Source organism: Streptomyces collinus Tu 365, from assembly GCF_000444875.1.
Taxonomy (GTDB): domain Bacteria; phylum Actinomycetota; class Actinomycetes; order Streptomycetales; family Streptomycetaceae; genus Streptomyces; species Streptomyces collinus_A.
The window spans coordinates 240,370-258,482 of record NC_021985.1; the positions used below are offsets into that span (position 1 = coordinate 240,370).

General features: G+C 71.5%; 15 protein-coding genes and 1 pseudogene. 11 read left to right on the forward strand and 5 right to left on the reverse strand.

Annotated elements, in window-relative coordinates; all coding sequences use genetic code 11:
• The first annotated feature begins 9 nt into the window (after positions 1 to 9).
• From B446_RS00945 to B446_RS00965, 5 genes are all read left to right on the forward strand, one after another.
• Positions 10 to 273, forward strand: coding sequence for an acyl carrier protein (locus B446_RS00945; RefSeq protein ID WP_020937517.1), 264 nt, complete (start codon positions 10 to 12; stop codon positions 271 to 273).
• A complete protein-coding gene (locus tag B446_RS00950; protein ID WP_020937518.1) occupies positions 270 to 1,430 on the forward strand; it encodes an acyl-CoA dehydrogenase family protein in 1,161 nt (386 codons plus the stop codon). The genes B446_RS00945 and B446_RS00950 overlap by 4 nt, the downstream gene beginning before the upstream one ends.
• Positions 1,423 to 2,652 (forward strand): acyl-CoA dehydrogenase family protein, encoded by a 1,230-nt coding sequence (locus B446_RS00955; protein WP_020937519.1) that lies wholly within the window; start codon positions 1,423 to 1,425, stop codon positions 2,650 to 2,652. The genes B446_RS00950 and B446_RS00955 overlap by 8 nt, the downstream gene beginning before the upstream one ends.
• Before the next feature lie 248 nt (positions 2,653 to 2,900).
• Positions 2,901 to 3,266 carry a 4'-phosphopantetheinyl transferase family protein gene (locus B446_RS00960; protein ID WP_202807756.1) on the forward strand — a complete coding sequence of 122 codons (366 nt, stop codon included), beginning with the start codon at positions 2,901 to 2,903 and terminating at the stop codon, positions 3,264 to 3,266.
• A gap of 91 nt (positions 3,267 to 3,357) precedes the next feature.
• Complete coding sequence (locus B446_RS00965; protein WP_020937521.1) at positions 3,358 to 4,938, forward strand: AMP-binding protein; 1,581 nt, start codon at positions 3,358 to 3,360, stop codon at positions 4,936 to 4,938.
• Positions 4,939 to 5,037: 99 nt separating this feature from the next.
• Here the strand turns inward: B446_RS00965 and B446_RS36655 are convergent.
• A pseudogene (locus B446_RS36655) lies at positions 5,038 to 5,313 on the reverse strand (IS5/IS1182 family transposase); the annotation flags it as partial.
• A gap of 347 nt (positions 5,314 to 5,660) precedes the next feature.
• Between B446_RS36655 and B446_RS00975 the strand changes: the two are divergent.
• The 3 genes from B446_RS00975 (at position 5,661) to B446_RS00985 (ending at position 8,458) form a co-directional block, all read left to right on the forward strand.
• Positions 5,661 to 6,875, forward strand: a complete 1,215-nt coding sequence (locus B446_RS00975) for an SMI1/KNR4 family protein (RefSeq protein WP_237751102.1) — start codon at positions 5,661 to 5,663, stop codon at positions 6,873 to 6,875.
• Positions 6,876 to 7,219: 344 nt separating this feature from the next.
• Positions 7,220 to 7,789 carry a DUF4232 domain-containing protein gene (locus tag B446_RS00980; protein WP_043474447.1) on the forward strand — a complete coding sequence of 190 codons (570 nt, stop codon included), beginning with the start codon at positions 7,220 to 7,222 and terminating at the stop codon, positions 7,787 to 7,789.
• Positions 7,790 to 8,152: 363 nt separating this feature from the next.
• Complete coding sequence (locus B446_RS00985; protein WP_020943812.1) at positions 8,153 to 8,458, forward strand: hypothetical protein; 306 nt, start codon at positions 8,153 to 8,155, stop codon at positions 8,456 to 8,458.
• A 94-nt stretch (positions 8,459 to 8,552) separates the two neighbouring features.
• On the opposite strand, the gene B446_RS00990 is transcribed toward B446_RS00985, so the two are convergent.
• Positions 8,553 to 9,041, reverse strand: coding sequence for a hypothetical protein (locus tag B446_RS00990; protein ID WP_043474450.1), 489 nt, complete (start codon positions 9,039 to 9,041; stop codon positions 8,553 to 8,555).
• A 69-nt stretch (positions 9,042 to 9,110) separates the two neighbouring features.
• Here B446_RS00990 and sigJ point away from each other — a divergent pair, with 69 nt between their 5' ends.
• Both sigJ and B446_RS01000 read left to right on the forward strand, forming a co-directional pair.
• A complete protein-coding gene (gene sigJ / locus B446_RS00995) occupies positions 9,111 to 10,052 on the forward strand; it encodes an RNA polymerase sigma factor SigJ (protein ID WP_020937527.1) in 942 nt (313 codons plus the stop codon).
• A gap of 113 nt (positions 10,053 to 10,165) precedes the next feature.
• Positions 10,166 to 11,368 carry an NAD(P)/FAD-dependent oxidoreductase gene (locus B446_RS01000; protein WP_020937528.1) on the forward strand — a complete coding sequence of 401 codons (1,203 nt, stop codon included), beginning with the start codon at positions 10,166 to 10,168 and terminating at the stop codon, positions 11,366 to 11,368.
• A 222-nt stretch (positions 11,369 to 11,590) separates the two neighbouring features.
• Here B446_RS01000 and B446_RS01005 read toward each other — a convergent pair whose 3' ends face one another.
• Both B446_RS01005 and B446_RS01010 read right to left on the reverse strand, forming a co-directional pair.
• A complete protein-coding gene (locus B446_RS01005) occupies positions 11,591 to 12,547 on the reverse strand; it encodes a sigma-70 family RNA polymerase sigma factor (RefSeq protein WP_020943811.1) in 957 nt (318 codons plus the stop codon).
• Between the two features lie 10 nt (positions 12,548 to 12,557).
• The gene (locus B446_RS01010) at positions 12,558 to 13,766 is read right to left on the reverse strand and encodes an NAD(P)/FAD-dependent oxidoreductase (RefSeq protein ID WP_020937530.1); all 1,209 of its coding nucleotides are present in this window, start codon (positions 13,764 to 13,766) and stop codon (positions 12,558 to 12,560) included.
• Positions 13,767 to 14,371: 605 nt separating this feature from the next.
• Between B446_RS01010 and B446_RS01015 the strand changes: the two genes are divergently transcribed.
• Positions 14,372 to 15,172, forward strand: coding sequence for a hypothetical protein (locus tag B446_RS01015; protein WP_043474453.1), 801 nt, complete (start codon positions 14,372 to 14,374; stop codon positions 15,170 to 15,172).
• A gap of 319 nt (positions 15,173 to 15,491) precedes the next feature.
• Here B446_RS01015 and B446_RS01020 read toward each other — a convergent pair whose 3' ends face one another.
• Positions 15,492 to 17,759, reverse strand: coding sequence for an NHL repeat-containing protein (locus B446_RS01020; RefSeq protein WP_078614593.1), 2,268 nt, complete (start codon positions 17,757 to 17,759; stop codon positions 15,492 to 15,494).
• Between the last annotated feature and the right edge of the window lie 354 nt (positions 17,760 to 18,113).

The window sequence follows — 18,113 nt, forward strand, 5'->3', positions numbered from 1 at the left end:
CCGATCCCCATGGATCCCCGCTTCGCCGAACTCCTGCGCCCCTTCCTCAAGTTGGCCGGTGCCGGTGAGATCACCATCACACCCGACACCGACCTGCGCCGCCTCGGCGTCGACTCCATGCAGGCGATCGAGCTGCTCTTCTCGCTGGAGGACACCTTCGGCATCGCCCTGCCGGACGAGGAGATGAACGACGCCACCTTCGCCACCGCCGGCAGTCTCTGGCAGGCGGTCTCGCGCCAACTGCCGGACCGGGCGGCGGAGGCGTCCGCGTGACCGCCGTACCCGACCTCACCGCCCGGCTCTCGGAAGTCTCCGAGGTGACCGAGGCACACCTGGCCCGCGTGGACCGGGACGCCGCCTTCCCCGTGGAGGCCCTGGACGCCCTGCGTCGCACGGGCCTGCTCGGTCTGCTCGTCCCCGCCGACGAGGGCGGCCTCGGCGGTTCGCCCCGCGACCTGGTCGCGGCGGCGCAAGTGCTGGGGCGCACCGACATGTCCGTCTCCATGATCTTCGCGATGCACTGCCAGCAGACCGCCGCCCTCACCCGGTACGCCGACGACCGTCTGCGCAAGGACCTGCTCCCCCGCGTCGCCGCCGGCGAGGTCTACCTCGCCTCGGTCACCACCGAGACCGGCACAGGCGGTCACCTCCTGAGCGCCGACGCCAAGCTGGACCGGGACGACGACGTCCTGACCCTCGACCGGTTCGCGCCGATCGTCACCGGCGGGGCCCACGCCGACGGCTTCCTCGTCACCATGGGCGCCCCCGGCGACACCACCGCGCACGAGGTCTCCCTCGTCTACGCCGACCGCGCCCAGCTCACCATCGAGGGCTCGGGTGACTGGCAACCGATGGGCATGCGGGCCAGTCACAGCGTGCCGCTGCACCTGACGGGCAGCGTTCCCGGCCACCACGTGATCGGCGGCCACGGCCGATTCCACGACATCGCCCTCCAGGTCTTCGGCCCCCTCGCCCACCTCGGCTGGTCGGCGGCCTGGCTCGGCACCGCGGCCGGCGCGCTCTCACGCGTTCTGCGCCTGCTCCGCAGCCCCGCGGGCCGGGGACGCTTCGACCTCTCCTCCGAGCTGCTGCTGAGCCGGCTCGCCCGCGCCCGCCGGCGGCTCGACGCCGTCCACGCCCTTCTGCACCGGGCCCTGGCGGACGTCGAGAGCGGCGGGGACCTCTCCCGGCCCCCACGCCAGCTCCTCCTCAACTCCCTGAAGGTCACCGCCTCCGAGGAGTGCCTGGCCGCCGTCGACGACCTGGTGGAGGCCGTCGGACTGCGCCACGGCTACCTCAAGGACTCACCCACCCGCCTCGAACTGGCCCTGCGGGACCTCAGGTCGGCCTCGCTGAACTACCACAACGACCGGTTGAACCTGGCCGACGGCCGACTGGCGCTGCGCGACCTCGGAGTGACCTTTGCCTGACGTACGGCCATCCCATACCCCCGGATCCACCCGCGCCTGCGCCCACCCGAGCCCGCACAGCGGCACACGAGGCGACTCGGCGCCGACGCCTCCCGCCGCGTCACCCGACCTCGACGCGCTGCCCGCGAACGCCGACGGCGCCGAGGTCTGGGCGGCCCTCGGCGCGGCCGGGCTGCTGACCAGCGCCTACCGGGGCGGCGACGTCCGTGCCGGTGTGGACCCCCATGGCCTGGCCGGCCTCCTCGCCGCCGCCGACGCCCGCTGGTCCATTCCGGCCACCCTCTCGGCCAGCGTCCAGCTCGCCACCGCGCTGCCCGTCCTGGCCACCGGCACCGGGCCGGTCGTCGAACGGACCTTGCGCCGAACCCTGACCGGGCGGGCCACCCTTGCCCTCGCCTCCACCGACACCACCGCAGGCACCGACCTCACCGCCCTGCGCACCGAAGCCGTCCTGGACGACGACTCGGTCCGCGTCACCGGCCGCAAGGAGTGGATCGCCAACACGACCACGGCCGAGGCCTTCCTGGTCCTCGCCCGGCACCGGCCAGGCCGCCACTTCACCAGCTTCTCCTGGGTCCTCGTCCCCGCCGGCGCCCCCGGCGTGACGGTCCGGCCCGCGCCCTCCGCCCTCTACGCGTCCTCCGGCGCCGGCCATGTCACCTTCGACGCCGTACGGCTGGGCCGGGACCATCTCGTCGGCCGGGTCGGCATGGGGCTGCCGCTCTTCGCCCGGCACATCGCCGTCGAACGCCTGGCGGGCGCCCTGTGGGGCGTGGCCCTCTGCCGCCGCGTCCTCGCCACGACGCGCAGCCGCCTCGCCGACCGCGCCCACGGCGACGCGACCTTGTGGGACCTCCCGCACATCCGTCAGCGCTTCGCCGCCTGTCTCGTGCGGGTCCAGGAACTCAGGGCCCTGGCCGACCGGTTCGGCCCCAGGGTCGCCCTGCGTCACGATTCCCGGGCCGCGGCCACGCTCAAGGCCGCGGCCGGCACCACCGTTCCGTACGTGCTGGGCGAGTGCGCCCAGCTGTGGGGCGCCGCAGGGTTCGCCGACGGCGGCATCCAGGAGATCCGCGCCCAGGCCGCCCTCTTCGGCATCGGCGGCGGCGCCACCGAGGTCGTCCTGGACACCGTCGCCGAAGGCGCCGACCAGATCCTGGCGGAGCTGGCCCATCCCGGCCCACTCCCGGTGGGGCCGGCCGGTCGCGGCACGCCCTCGTGAACGCGGCGATCCAGGTCGAAGACGGCGTGTGGGTGCTGACCAGGGCCGCCGCGGAGGTGCCGCCCAGCGCTCACCGGGACGACCTTCGCCGCGCCGCAGGTCTGCCGCGGTGGCGGGCCGGCCGCTTCCTCCGCGGCCGAGGGCTGCTCCGCGAGCTCCTCGGCACCACTGTCCCGCGTCTGGCCGGAGCCGATGTCGTCCTCGACGAGCGGGGAAAACCCTGGTTGGCGGGTTTTCCCCGGGCGGGCGTGAGCATCTCGCACAGCGAGGGGCGACTGGCCTGCGCCTTCGCCGCCGGCCGCGCCATCGGGGTCGACGTCCAGCGTCCCGCCGACTCCCTCGGGGCCGGTCTTGCCCACCGTCTGCTGCGCTCCCATGCCCCCGCGGTCCTGGTTCTGCCACCCGCCGAGGCCGCCGAGACGGTGGCGTGGGTGTGGACCGCACAGGAGGCGTGCGTCAAGGCCGCGGGATCCGGTCTCGCGGGCCGGCCGTGGGCCATCGACGTGGCGCCCGGCGCCTCCCGCGGACGCTGGGGGCCCTATCGCTGGATCTCTCTGCGTGAGTACTCCCACACGCCGCTGAGCTGTGCCTTCGAGGCCTGCCGGGAGGAGTGAACGGTGTCGCGCGCACCCCTGCGGCGCACACACCCAGCCCACCCGCGAACGTGCCCCCTTCCACACCACTTGCGAAAGGCGACAGCCGCACGTGACACACGAGCACCTTCCCACCCTGCACCACTGGTTCGCGCGCACGGCCGCCGAGCACCCCTGCGCGCCCGCCCTGGAGATCGGTGACACCCGACTGTCATACGCCGGACTCGCGCACCTTTCCGAGCACCTGGCGGCGCGACTTCTCCGTCTGTGCGGCGGCGAGTCGCCGCGCAGGGTGGGACTGCTCACCGGCCGTACCGCCGTCGCCTACGCCGGTTACCTCGCCGTCCAGCGTCTCGGAGCCACCGTCGTCCCCCTCGGCCCCGCCTTCCCCGTCGCCAGGAACACCGTCGTCGCCACCGCCGCCACCCTCGACGCCATCCTCACGGACGGCACCTGCGACCACGCCGAACAGCTTCCCGCCCCCCTGCTGACCGTCACCGGCGACACCCTTGCCGACCTGACGACCAGTCCGCCCCCTCCCCTGCCGGCCTGCACCGCCGCCCCTGACGACGTCGCCTATCTGCTCTTCACCTCGGGCTCCACCGGTACTCCCAAGGGCGTGCCCGTCCGGCACCGCAACATCTGCGCCTATTTGGCCCACGCCGTGCCGCACCACGACACCGGTCCCGGCGACCGCGTCTCGCAGACCTTCGACCTGACCTTCGACCCCTCCGTGCTCGACCTGTACACGGCCTGGGGAACCGGCGCCACGCTGGTCGCGGCGAACCGTGGGGACCTGCTGCGCCCGGTGAGGTTCGCCACCGGCCGCGCCCTGACCCACTGGAACTCCGTACCGTCGGTGATCTCGCTCGCCGAACGTCTGCGTGCGCTCAAACCCGGCTCCCTCCCCACCCTGCGCCACTCCGTGTTCTGCGGCGAGCCCCTGACACTGCGTCAGGCCCGGGCATGGGCGGCGGCAGCCTCGCACAGTACGGTCGAGAACGCCTACGGCCCCACCGAACTGACCGTCACGTGCACCACCTACCGGCTACCGGCCGACCCCGCCGACTGGCCCTCAACCGCCAACGGCACGGTGCCCGTCGGCTCTCTGCACCCAGGCCTGGAAGGACGCCTTCTCGACGGCGAACTCTGCGTCCGGGGCCCGCAGCGCTTCCCCGGCTATCTGGACCCGGCCGACGACGCGGGCCGCTTCCTCGCCGCCGACGGCACCGCGCACGACTCGTCCACCGAGCTGACGGACGCCCACTGGTACCGCACCGGCGACCGGGTGGCCCCGCTCACCGGGCCCACCCCGCCCGATGGACCGCTCGTCCCCGGTACCCTCCTGGTCCATGTCGGGCGCCTCGACCACCAGGTCCAGGTGCACGGCTACCGCGTCGAACTCAGCGAGGTCGAGGAGGCGTTGCGCTCCCTTCCCGGAGTACGGGACGCGGTGGTCCTCGCCCTGCCCACCCCGGACGGCAGTGTCGAACTCACCGCAGCCTGCACAGGCCGGGTCGAGGAGGAGCCCCGCGACGCGCTGCGTCGTCGGCTTCCGCCCTACATGGTCCCGGCCCGCGTGGTTCCGGTCCCAGCGCTGCCGCTCAACGGAAACGGCAAGGTGGACCGGCGTGCGGTGGCGGAGCTGGTCGGTCACGGGGATCGACGATCGGAGACGAGAGTCTCGCCCTGAGCCTCCCGGGCTGCTGCCGGCTTGATGTGTCCCACGAAATCCGAGGATGCCGGCATCACCGTCCCGGCGTGGTCCCTGACTTATCTCCGAATGGAGATGGCCGGGTCGGTCGCCGTCCGCGATCGTATGGTGCTGCCGAGGGCGGCCTTGACCCCGGATTCCTCCCATGCGTTGCAGTCGGCGCGGTCACCGGGCAGCGGCGGGCCGACCACGACGACCAGACGGCTGTCGGCGTCGATCGCGGGTGGGCACCAGGGTGCCGTCCACGGTGAGCACGGCGTCCTCGCGGAACCGCTTGCGCGGCCGGAGCGCGAGCAGGGGACCGAGATGCCCGATGATGCGGTCGGCCGCAGACTTCGTCCAGCGGGACATGGGAGGCGGCCGGCAGACGGCCGGGCCGGGGATCCCCTCGGACCCGACTCCTTGAGGACGGTACTGGCGCAGTCGTACATCAACTTCCTACAGGACGACATGGACGGTGCGGCGCCGGCGATCGGATCGGTCACGGGTGTGCGACCCGACATCGCATCCAGCTGATCGATCAGGCGATGAGGTACGAACTGGCTGAGCCCACACTTCGCGCGGCCGGGGCCGCCCGTCCCTGCGGGGCCCGACGTACGCAGCCCGAGGACAGCCGAAGCCTCAGTCAGTGGGCGGGGCAGACGCCCGAGCGGTGCCAGGTCCCAGTCTCGATGTCGGTGGGGGATGTCATCCTCGGCTCCATGGATCACTCTGCGCGGATCACCGCGTTCACAGGTCTCGTCGGACCGCCGCCCGGCCCGGCGCCCGCCGTCGACTGGGCGGCGGTCGAGGGCTGGCTCGGCACCCCGCTGCCGGGTGACTACAAGGCGCTCGTGTCGGCGTACGGTGCGGCCGAGATAGGCGGCGCGGGTGCGGCGATCCGGCTGCACCCCCCGTGCGTCAGCACCGACGGCCGCTTCGAGTACGCGGCATGGATCGCCGAGACGCACCGGCACTCGGCGATCCGGCCCGGCATGTTCACCAGGCGTCGGCGCCCCTTCCTGCCCGAGGAGGGCGGCCTGCTCGCCTTCGCCACGACGAGGAGCGGCGACCACCTCTTCTGGAACACGGGCGCGTCGGACGACCCCGACGCGTGGCCGGTCACGCTCATGACGACGAATGTGGCAGTCGGGGTGAGCGAGCCCTGGGTGGACTACGAAGTCCCGTTCCTGGAGCTCCTGTTCACGCTGCTGCGCACCGGCGTGCCGCACCCGGGCGAGCCCGGCGGGCTGCTGGGCCCGCTGTCCTCACAGATACGGGTCTGGCCGCCGCTGGCCGGGGCCGCACCCTGGTCGCCACCGCCTGCGGGCACCGCCGTGGACGCGCGGCAGCACGCGGCGCTCACCGAGGGCTCGGGCCTCGACGCCGTCATGACGCTGGTTCCACCGCCCCTGGAGCCGTACCTGGGCGAGGGCACATGGCAGCAGGTCTTCGAGCGGCTCGGCACCCGGCTGCCGCCGGACTTCGTGGCGCTCGCGGAGCGGTACGGGGCGGGCAACTGGAGCTGGTGGCTGGACATGAGCGCCCCGCTGTCCCTGAACCGGCCGCGGGAGCAGGGGCTCGCGGCCACCGTCGAGGGCATGCTTGACGGATACCGCCAACTGCGCGCCGCCCATCCCCAGTACTACCCGATGCCCGCGTGGCCCGAGCCCGGCGGCTTCCTGCCGTTCGCGTCGACGATCGACGGGGACCAGATCGGCTGGTGCGCGGACGGCCCGCCCGAGACATGGCGCGTAGCCGTCAACCCACGCCACTCCGACCAAGGACCGCCCCTGTCAGGCGACTTCACGGCAACCCTGCTCACGTGGTTGCGCGGCGGCCCCGCCGAATCCGGCTTCCCCGGTCTGACCGGCCGGGACCTGCATCCGCTGGACGTCATGTTCTTCGAACCGTTCGGGCCGGGCGCGCCGTGGTGAAGGCCCCAAGGCGACGGGCTGGGGCCTCAACACCGTCGCGTCAGGGCCATGAGCGGCTGTTGAGGCCGTGGGCGAAGAACACGAGTGTGGTGCGGACGGTGTACTTCTGGGCCTTGTGGGGGCGTTGTCCCGCGTTCGGGCCGTACTTGCCGGTGGGGTTCTTTCGGGTGCGGGCCTTCACCTCCCGCTCGATCCTGCCGTCACTGTTCCGTCACAAGTAGTCGCCGCATGGAACCGTGCCGCTCTCTCGCCCTATCTGCACTCACGCACCACGACCACGCGTACCGCGGGGCAACAACCCACGACCCAAACCCGCGGACGATACGAATCAGGGGGACGACAGCATGCGTCACAGCAACGGCATTCGCAGGGCGGCTCTGGCGACGACGGCGGTTACGGCCGTCACGGCGGCAGTGACCGGCATCCTGCCCGGCACCGCCATGGCGGCGAGCACCACCACCTCCACCCCGCCGCCCGCCTGCCCGGCCCCCGCCCTCCAGGTCAGCGCCTGGCAGGCCGTCCACCGGCCCGTCGGAACCGGCACCGGGGCGGCGGTCGTGCAGTTCACCAACGTCTCCCGGAGGACGTGCGTCCTGAAGGGCCATCCGACGGTCGCGGGCGCCGGCAACGGCTCCCCCGCCCACAACACCCCACTCAAGGTCACCCCCACCGGCAGGGCGGCCACGGTGACGGTCCGGCCGCACGGCAAGGCGTGGGTGAAGCTGACCTTCGTCCAGGTCCAAGGGGAGGCCGACGGCTACTGCGTGTCGGGACAGGACCCGGTGACGTATCCCACGATGGTCATCGGGCTGCCGCACTCCGGGAAGCACCAAGTCGCCCTGAAGGACGGAGTCTGGGCCGAGTGCGACAACAAGGTGACCGTCACCCCGGTCTCGGCGGTCAAGCCATCCTGACCACCGCCTCCACAAAACGAGCAGCCTGCACGACGAGCGCCAGGCTCTGACCCGCGCATTTACGAGGACCTGCACATAAGTGCAGGTCGGCGACTCAGCGCACTTTCGGGTGCGCTGAGTCGCTGACCTACGGTGATCAAACTCCGATGGACGACGTCCGGCACTTCGTGGCGGTGCTTGCCGCTCGGGTCCACGACGCGCACACCACCCGCGTCTGGGTGCCGCCCGGGCACGGCAGCTGGGAGGCCTACTGCGACGTGGGCGACGTCGCGGAGCTGTTCACCCGCCGACTTGCCGCGCTCGCCGCAGCGGACCAGGCCCTGGATGAGGCCGCCGTGCGCGCTGGGGTCCGCCAGGCCGTCCGTGATCCCCACCTCGCCGCCCCCGGCCGCCGCCCCGTCGACGGCCCCGACCGTCGCCGCGCTGCGCCGCGTCGTCGACGAACTCGCCGCCAGCACCCACACGATCGGCGAGCTGATGCTCGGAGTCGCGCCGGTCTACCTCTCCGACGCCGATGCGGCCGACGCCGTCACCCTGCTCTGTGAGGCGATCGGTGAGCACCTCGAGCACGGCCTCGCCGCTACTCCGTCTCCGGCGGCCGCCGCGCCCTGCACGGCACCGTCCTCTGACCGGCGCCGCTCAAGGACACTCGGGCTGTGGTTCCGGTGAGGCGGTCCTGACGCCGTCGCCCACGTCGTCCCAGGCTCGTACTGGGCGGGGCGGAAGAACGGCGTCGACTGACCGCCGTCGCGTGAGGGGTGGCTCAGGGCGGAGCGTCGGACAGGGTGCCGACCGTGTAGGTGTCGTAGAAGTCGAGGAGGTCCTCCTCGGCTTCCAGCCACACCTCCGGCGGCATCCGGCAGACCAGGGCGGTCAGCCGGGTCAGGGCGGTCAGACCCGGCAGCCGGTCGGCCTCCTCGGTCAGCAGAGGCTCGGTGCCGGGCCACTCGACGGTCAGGGCACGCAGGCAGTCGTGCCGGGCGCGGTCCTCGTCGAGGGCCGGACGGCCGTCCGTGACGTGCCAGAGGCCCGCCGTCGGCACCGGCCGACACGCGGCGACGAGGTGCCGCCGCAGTGCCGGTTCCGCGTCCACCCACGAGGCGGGCAGGGCCAGGTCGGCGAGGGCCGCCGCGGCCTTCTCCTCCGCCTCGGCCAGCCGGTCCGGGGCGATGCCCAGCACGGTCAGCCCGTAGGGGGGCTCACCGTGCCAGTGCAGCAGGCCGAGCACCTGCGGACCATGGGTCACACGCATATCTCATCCCATCCCTTCAGGTACTGCAGACCCGATGCAGCACTCGGCATCTCACCCTAGGATCGGCGCATGGCCTTGATCACGCGTGACGTCGACCGGTTTCAGGCCGTCAGGCCCCGCCTTGAGGCCATCGCCTACCGGCTCCTCGGCTCGGCGAGCGAGGCTGAGGACGCCGTACAGGAGACGTTCCTGCGCTGGCAGGCGGCCGACGTCGAGCGGATCGCGGTGCCCGAGGCATGGCTGACCAAGGTGCTCACCAACCTGTGCCTGAATCAGCTCGCTTCGGCACGCGCACGACGAGAGAGCTATGTGGGGCGGTGGCTTCCCGAACCGCTGCTCGCCGGGGACCCGATGCTCGGCCCGGCCGAGACCGCCGAGCAACGGGAGTCGGTGTCCTTTGCCGTCCTGGTCCTGCTGGAGCGCCTGTCCCCCAACGAGCGGGCGGTGTACGTGCTGCGCGAGGCGTTCGACTACCCGCACCGGGAGATCGCGGAGATCCTCGGCATCACCGAGGCGGCCAGCCAGCAGACTTACCACCGGGCCAAGAAGCACGTCACCGGGGCCAAGGCGCGCACCGAGATCGACGAGGCCGCCGCGCGCAGGATCGTCGAGGAATTCCTGGCCGCGGCGACGAGCGGCCGGACCGAACCCCTCGTGCGGCTGCTCACTCAGGACGCCGTCTCGGTCGGCGACGGCGGCGGGAAGGTCCCGGCCCGCGCGAAGGCGTTCGAGGGCGCGCTCGCGGTCGCCAAGTTTGTGCGCGGCCTGTTCAAGCCCAGCCCTGCCAAGCGAGCTCATGTCGGCGGCGCGCCCGAGATCTATGCCACGACGGCTTGTGGCGAACCGGCCATCGTGGCGGTGGTGGACGGCCGGGTCGTCGGTATCACCTGCCTGGAAGTCACTGCGCAGGGCATCGTTGCTCTGCGCAGCCAGGTCAACCCCGACAAACTCGTCCGTGCGACCGGCCAGTGGGCTACCGCGGACCACGGGGATGCCTTGTACACCCTCTGACCGCATGTGACGCGCTTCACATCCTGGCCTTGTCAGGAAACGCCGGGCTGTCTGGTTCAAGGTGCGAAACCGCGCAAGACAGCGGTGGAACCCTCGCAGACAGGAGCATCCCCATGCAGCACCGCATCATCGTCCTCGGGGCCGGCTACACCGGAGCCGTCACCGCCGGCCGCCTCGCCAAGCGGCTGCACCGCGAGGACGTCACGATCACCCTCGTCACCCCCGAGCCCGACTTCGTCGAGCGCGTCCGGCTGCACCAGCTCGCGGTCGGCCAGGACCTCAGGCCCCGGCCGTTCAGCGAGCTGTTCGCGAACACGGGCGTGGAACTGAAGCTCGCGAGGGTCACCGGGGTGGACGTCGACCACAAGGCGGTGATGGTCACCCCGGCTGACGGCCCGGAAACGGAGGAACTGCACTACGACACCCTGGTGTACGCCCTCGGCAGCGGCTGGGACGACGGTGGCGTCCCCGGAGTCACCGAACACGCCTACGAGGTCTCCAGCCGCACCGGCGCCCTGCGCCTGCGCGAGCGCCTGGCCGACCTGGGCGCCGGCCGGCCCGTGGCCGTGGTCGGCGGCGGACTGACCGGCCTGGAGGCCGCTACCGAGATCGCCGAGGCCCGCCCCGACCTCGATGTCGCCCTGGCCGCCTCCGGCACCCTCGGCGACTGGCTCTCGGACAAGGGCCGAGCCCACGTGGGGAGGGTGGTGGACCGACTCGGCATCACGGTCCACGAACGCGCCGTGGTCACCGCCGTGGGACCGGACGCCGTGACGACGGCCGACGGCCGGACAGTCCCCTCCCAGATCACGGTCTGGGCCACCGGCTTCGCTGTCCACCCCCTCGCCCAGGCCACCACGCTCGACCTCACCGACCGGGGCCAGATCCTGGTCGACACCACCATGCGCTCGGTCTCCCACGAGGACGTGTACGCCGTGGGCGACGCAGCGAGCGCGATCGGCCCGGGCGGCAAGCCGCTGCGGATGTCCTGCGCCTCGGGCGTCCCCATGGCCTGGCAGGCCGCCGACGCCATCGCCGCCCGTCTCACCGGCGCCAAGATTCCCCGTATTTCGATCCGTTACTACCAGCAGTGCATCTCCCTCGGCCGCAAGGAGGGCCTGATCCAGTTCGTCACCGCCGACGACCAAGCCCGCGAACGCGCCCTGACAGGCCGCGGGGCCGCCTTCTACAAGGAAATGATCTGCAAAGGGGCAGCCTGGGGCGTCGCCAACCCGACTGTGGGCATGCCCTCCAGGCGCCGGCGGGTCGTACAGCCGCAGGCCCGGATGGACGTACCGGCCGGGACAGTGGCCTGACCCCCTCCGAGGCAGTCGGTGTCAAGGAGATCGCCGTGGCCCGGGCAGTCACAGTCCCCTAGGACCTGTCACCCACGGCCTCAAGGAACTCCAGCGAGCGCGCAAGGTGATCAGTCCCGAGGATTTCAGCCAGCTCTTCCGTACCTTCGAGCACTCGGCATGGCACCTGGAGACGCGGGGCGGATGCGGATGCGCCTCCGACCGCGAAGATCGTCGAAGGGCTCACCAGTGGGTGATCAGCGGCGCGTCCGGTTCGTGCTGCCGCCAGTCTTCGCTGAGGCGGACGAGGCGGGCGGGGGCGGCGATGCCCCGCACCGTCGCGATCTTGCCTCCTGCGATGTCGAACGTCACGGCTCCGACGACCTGGTCGCCGATCACGAACAGAATGGCCGGGGCGCCGTTGACGAGCGCGTAGTGGACGGCGGGCGTGCCGCCGGCGAGTCGCCGTTTCGCGGGGGTGGGTCTGAAACCGGCCCGTGCGACGGCGGCGACGCGCTGCGCGGTGTCGAACTGCAGCAGCTTCTCGGACAGGCCGGCGCCATCGGAGATCGCGGTGGCGTCGTCGGTGAGCAGCGCGACCAGCCGTTCGGTGCGGCCCGAGGACGCGGCGGCGAGGAACGCCTCGACGATCCTGCGGGCGGATGCCGGATCGGCTTCTTCTCGGCCGCCGGGGCGCGCACCGGTGATGCGGCGTCTGGCCCGGTGGAGGTGTTGCTGGCTTGCGCCCTCGGTGAGGTCAAGGATCTCGGCGATCTCAGCGTGACTGTGGGAGAACGCTTCGCGCAGGACGTAGACGGCCCGCTCGACGGGTGACAGGCGCTCCATGAGCGTCAATACGGCGAGGGAGACCGATTCGCGCTGCTCGAAGGTGTCGGCCGGCCCGAGCATCGGGTCGCCGTCGAGGAGCGGTTCGGGCAGCCAGGCACCCGCGCTGCGTTCGCGGCGGGCCTGCGCCGAGCGGAGCCGGTCCAGGCAGAGGTTGGTGACGACCTTGGTCAGCCACGCCTCCGGCACTTTGATCCGCTGCCGGTCGGCGGCTTGCCAGTGCAGGAACGCGTCCTGCACGGCGTCCTCGGCGTCGACGGCGGAGCCCAGCAGCCGGTAGGCCAACGAGGCCAGCCGGTTCCGGCTGGCCTCGAACTGGCTGGTGTCGAAGCGATCGGGCGCGGTGTTGTCCACTCGGATCACCCTAGGCGGCAACGCGAGGCGCCTTGTCGGCGGACGCGTGCGGCGCAGCGGCCAGGCGGTGCTTGCGCTTGGGCAGGCCGAAGGTCGGGTGTGAGGTGGTCCACAGCGACAACTTGAGGATGGCTGCCTTGATCCGCGCGGCCTTCCGGCCGCCCACGTACTTCGGCTTTGCCTGCCCTTCGTCGTCGACCATCTGCAGGATCCCGTCCCGCCGCCCGAGGCTGATGTGGTTGCCCAGGTACTCCAGCTTGGTGTTGGGGATCTTCCGGCCGGTCAGACGTCCCACGATCGCGGCCGTGGCCTGCATGCCGGTGTAGCCGGCCGAAGCGCAGGACATCGGCAGCGGGCGGCCGTTGTCGCCGACGGCGTGGGCGCTGTCGCCGACGGCGTAGACGTTCGGGTGCGAGAGGGACCGCATGGTGCGATCGACGACGATGCGGCCGTTCTCGGTGACGGTCAGCCCGCCGGCGGCGGCTATGCGGCTGACCGCGAACCCGGCCGTCCACACGGTTGCGTCGGACGCCAGGGCGGTGCCGTCGGCACACAGCACCCGCGTCGCCTCGACGGCTTCGACCACGGTGTGCTCCAACACGGTGACGCCCAGCCGGTGGCAGGCCTGACGCAGGTGGCTGCGGGCTCCGACGGAGAGGGGGGCGCCCAGCTCGCCGCGGGCAACCAGCGCCACCGACAGGCCGGGCCGCGTTTCGGCGATCTCCGTAGCGGTCTCAATGCCGGTCAACCCGTCGCCGACGACCAGCACACGCCCGCTTTCGGCCTGCCTGCCCAAGCTGTCCAGGCGCTCACGCAAGCGCATCGCCGAGGGTCGGCTGGCGACGTCGAAAGCGTGCTCGGCCGCGCCGGGGACACCGTGGTGGGCACCATGGCTGCCGAGCGCGTAGACAAGCGTGTCGTAGCCCAGCTCGCCCCCGCCGCCGGCGTCGGCCACGGCGACGACCTGGCGCTCGGGGTCGACGGCGGTGACACGGGCCAGGCGCAGCCGGACCCCCGTGCCCGCGAAGACGTCGGCGAGCTGGGGAGCCTCGATCTCCCGGCCGGCCGCGAGCTGGTGCAGCCGCAGCCGCTGGACGAAGTCCGGTTCGGCGTTGACCACGGTGATCTCGGTGTCCGCCGGGGACAACCGGCGGGCCAGGGTCCCCGCCACGTAAGACCCGGCGTAGCCGGCGCCGAGGACGACGATGCGGTGCCTCATGTCTCGCTCCTGTCGGTTGGATTGCTCCCGGCGACTTGAGCGGGACAGCCCCCCGATTCCTGACAGGAACCGCGTGTGGCATAGGTCACAGGCCGAAAGGAGCGGTGGCGGCAGGGTCTTCAGGACGGGGTGAGGACGTTGCCCGCCAACTCCTGGGAACACACCGCTGCCGCGCTGAAAGTCCAGGTGTTCGCCGCGTTCACGGGCTTGCCCCCCCCCACTGTCTGAAACGGGACGCGCTGGAGTTGGTCGTGAGCCGTTGGAAGCGGATGCAGGGCCGGAGCCGAAAGGCGCACCGAACGTCGTCCGGCGACCACCACACGACTGTTCTTCACCTCAGGCGGTGGCCCCGGCTCTGTGCGCATGCCCGGTCTGGCCCGGCTCCTGGCCGTTGTCTTCGGCCGCCTCGATCGTGCTCGCGCTGATCACTTGGCTCGAGCCCCGTCCTGGCTTGATCACGGATACGCGATACCTGAACATGGGGGCCTACCGGTACCGAGGCCGATCATGCTGGCAGGCCGTGCGGAGTACCTTGCATCTCGAGGCCCGCTTCCGCCTTGCGGAGTCTCAGCCTCGCACCCGCTGTCCGAAGGGACTGCCCGTCTTTGGAAAGCCGACGCCTCCGCTGGGAAGATCTTCCCACCGCTGTCCAGAAAGCGGTCCTGGACCGGACCGGACCGGTCCTCGGCGCCCGGACCATGCCGAGCGGGAACAACAATGCGCTGGCCGCGCGGCTGCGCACCGCGCGGGGCGAGGTCTTCGTCAAAGGACTCCCCCGCGCACACCCCCAATTCCGGGCGCAGCAGTGGGAAACCGACCTGGGCGTCCATGTGGCGCCGATCGGGCCTCGATTGCTGTGGCAGGTGGAAGCCGGCGGGTGGAGCCTGCTGGGCTTCGAGTACATCACCGGCCGGCAGGCTTGCTACGCCCCCGACTCCCCCGACCTGCTCCTGCTCGCGCAGACCCTGACCGAACTCGCCGTGCGGCCTCTTCCGGCTGTCGCGCTCGAACCTGTCGAATGGCGCTGGGCCGAGCACGTGGACGATCCCGCGGACCTGGAGCGCTTCGCCGGTGCCACGCTGGTGCACACGGACCTGAATCCCGCAAACGTGCTCATCACCCAGGAGCGGTCGTGGTTGGTGGACTGGGCCTGGGCTGGGCGCGGTGCGGTCTGGCTCGACGCAGCCCTGGCCGTCATCTGGCTCCTCACCAGCGATCTGCACACCCCCGCCAGCGCCGAGGCGTGGGCTGCGCGCATGCCGGCCTGGCAGCAGGCCCCCGCCTACTCCCTCGATGTCTTCGCCGCGGCCAACGCGGCGAAGTGGAGTGCGATCGCCGAGAAAGAAGAGTGGGCGCACGGCCTTTGCCACGCCGCCCGGCTGTGGGCCGAGCACCGCATCCGCTGAGCAACCGGTCGCCGCACAGCGTCCGTCCAGGGACCTCACAGGACGCCCGGGGCGGGGAGCCGAAGGTGTTGCCCGCCAAGTCTCGCACCGACGATCGCGTGCTCCAGTCGCTCCGTCGGCGCCGCCTCTGAGGATGCATGCACGTCGGCACACGGCAGCTCTGTACGGGGGTGGGGGGCGAGCGGGCGGCTTCGCGAGATGGCGCCTCACAAAGCCGCACGCGATCACGACGAGCGCGCGCTGTGGGCCGGGGCTCGGACCCGAGCGGGCTTGTGACCTTCATGAACGGGGTGGCCCCGTACGGGATGTGGGTATGGGGTCAGACGTCGACGGTGACGGTGGCGTGGCCGGTGGCGACGGGCGGGTTGCCGATCTGGATGTCGACGCGGACGGCGCCGGCCTGCGCGTGGGTCTCCACCTCCATCTGCGGATAGACGGCGGCCCACTGTCCGGGGTTCAGGTCGAGGGCGACGGCGCCCCGGACGGTCAGGGTGCGGTTGCCGTTCGAGCGTTCGGCGGTCAGCTCGATCTCGTCGTCGTGCTCTCCCCGGTACATCCCCGTGGTGTCCTGGCTGAACCACAGGCCCTCAGGCGCGGTCAGGACGAGATCCTGGGCACCGGTCGAGTGGTCTCCGGTGTTGGTGAGCTTGAAGGAGACGGGGTAGACCCCACGCTGGCCAGGCCTGACGTTGGCCTTGTGAAGCTGGGTCTGGACGATCCTGATGCTGACCTCGGCTGGGGTACCGGTGACCTCGGCCCGAATCTGCACGGGGGGCCGCCGGCCGATACTGACCGAGCCGTCGCTGACCACACCTGGAACGGCATCGTCCTCGGCCTGCAGGTCGATGGCGTAGAGAAGGGGCGCAGTGTCGGTGCCGGAGGTGTTCAGGTGCGGGTTGTGACGGATGACCAGAGTGCGGCCGTCGTCGCGGATGTCGTGCTTCAGCTCGCCGGTGACAGCGCCCATCGCGGTGTTGGGGTAGGTGTAGGTGGGCCGGCCCGTGAAGACGAACCCGGTGGGCGCAGACAGGCGCTGGTCGATGTCACCGGGGTTGACCGGCTGGCCCACGGGAGCGAGGAAGCGCAGGTGAAAGCGTGCGCTCTGGCCCGGCGCGGCCTTGGGAAGGTTGTCCTGGAAGACGATCAGCGCATGCTCGCCGTCGACGGGTTCGGGGACGACCACGGTGACCGGCAGGACGGCGGTGTTGTCCTTCAGATTGAGGTCGCCGCCGTACTGGATCTCCAGCGTCGACTCGTACACCCCCGGTGACGCGTCGTCGGTGGCGCGGACGCGGAACACGCCGTCCAGTGAGGCGCTGTGCGGGGCGAGGTCGATGCCGGCGAAGGCACGGGTCAGGCGACGGCCGTTGCTGTGATGGGCGCACTCCAGGCCGTCGGCCAGGGTGAGGACGACGGTGATGTCCTCGCCGCTGGCGATGGCCGGGCCGCGGTTGTGGATACGGGCGCCGAGCTCGAACTCCTCGCCGCGGGGGGCGGTCACGGGCAGGACGTACTTGCCGTACAGGTCGGCGACCGGCGGAGCCGGGGGCATCACAGCCGATGCCCCGACCACCTTGTACACGTAGTAGCTCCCCACGTCGCCGATGTACAGGTCACCGGACGGAGCCACCGCCGCCACGACGGGGGTGTAGAGGTGGGTGTTCATCGCCGGGGCGCCGTCGACAGCGGCCCCCGAGACGCCGTCGCCGGCCATGGTGGTGATGATGCCGTCGGGTGCCACCTTGCGGACACGGTGGTTGTCCTGGTCGGCGATGTAGAGATTTCCCGTCCCGTCCATGTCCACGAAGTAGGGACCGTTGAGGGTCGTGGTGGTGGCGGGAACGCCGTCACCGGAGTATCCCTTCGTGCCGTTGCCGGCGACCGTGCTGATCGTCCCGTCCGGCGTCACTTTGCGGACACGGTGGTTGGAGCAGTCGGCGATGTAGAGATTGCCGTCCTTGCCGACCGTCACCCCGGTGGGATTGTTGAGCTGGGCGGCGAAGGCAGGGCCCTCGTCGCCGGAATACCCGCCGGTGCCGGTACCGGCCACCGTGGTGATCTTCCCCTCGGGCGCCACCTTACGGACTCGGTGATTGCCCACGTCGGCGATGTAGAGGTTGCCCGTGTCGTCCAACGCCACGGATTGGGGCAGGTTGAGCTTGGCGGCAGAGGCGGGTCCACCGTCGCCCGAGTATCCCCTGGGGCCGGCGCCGACGACCGTGGTGATGGTGCCATCGGGTGCCACCTTGCGGATCCGGTCGTTCTTGCGGTCGGCGATGTAGATGTTCCCCGCCTTGTCGATCGCCGTGCCGTGCGGGCCGCTGAGCTTGGCGGCGGTGGCCCTCTCACCGTCACCGGAGTAGCCCTCGGTGCCGGTGCCGGCGATGGTGGTGATCTTCCCGTCAGGGGTCACCCTGCGGACGCGGTTGGTGCTGTACTCGCAGACGTAGACGTTTCCCGCCTCGTCCACCGTCACTCCCCAGGGAGTCCCGATCTTGGTACTGGCAGCCGGAACGCCGTCCGCTTCAAAACCGCTTTGGCCGTTGCCGGCGACCGTGATGATCGTGCCGGGAACTGGTCGTGTCATCGCTGTGCTCCTCCTCTTGCACGGCACGGCACCCGGGCCGGTACTCCGGCAGCGGAGGTCGCGCCTTGGGATGGTTGTGCGGCCGCGCGGTGTATGAACAGCGCGCGGAGTCTGAAGGGCGGCGGCCGCTGTCCGGCTGCCGCCTGGCGCGGCAGCCGGAATGCCGAGTTCAGTGAACCTCTGCCGAGGCTTGGACCAGGTCCTGCTGGTCCGGTCGCCGCGGTGTCAGCCGCCCCGGCGCCGTGGGGCCGGAAAGCGCGGTGGGGAACGAGCTCGGGCATCGCCGGGGCAGCAGTTTGTACACCGAGACCCCGGCCATGAGCAGGGTGGTGGCGGCGACGACGGTGGCCATCG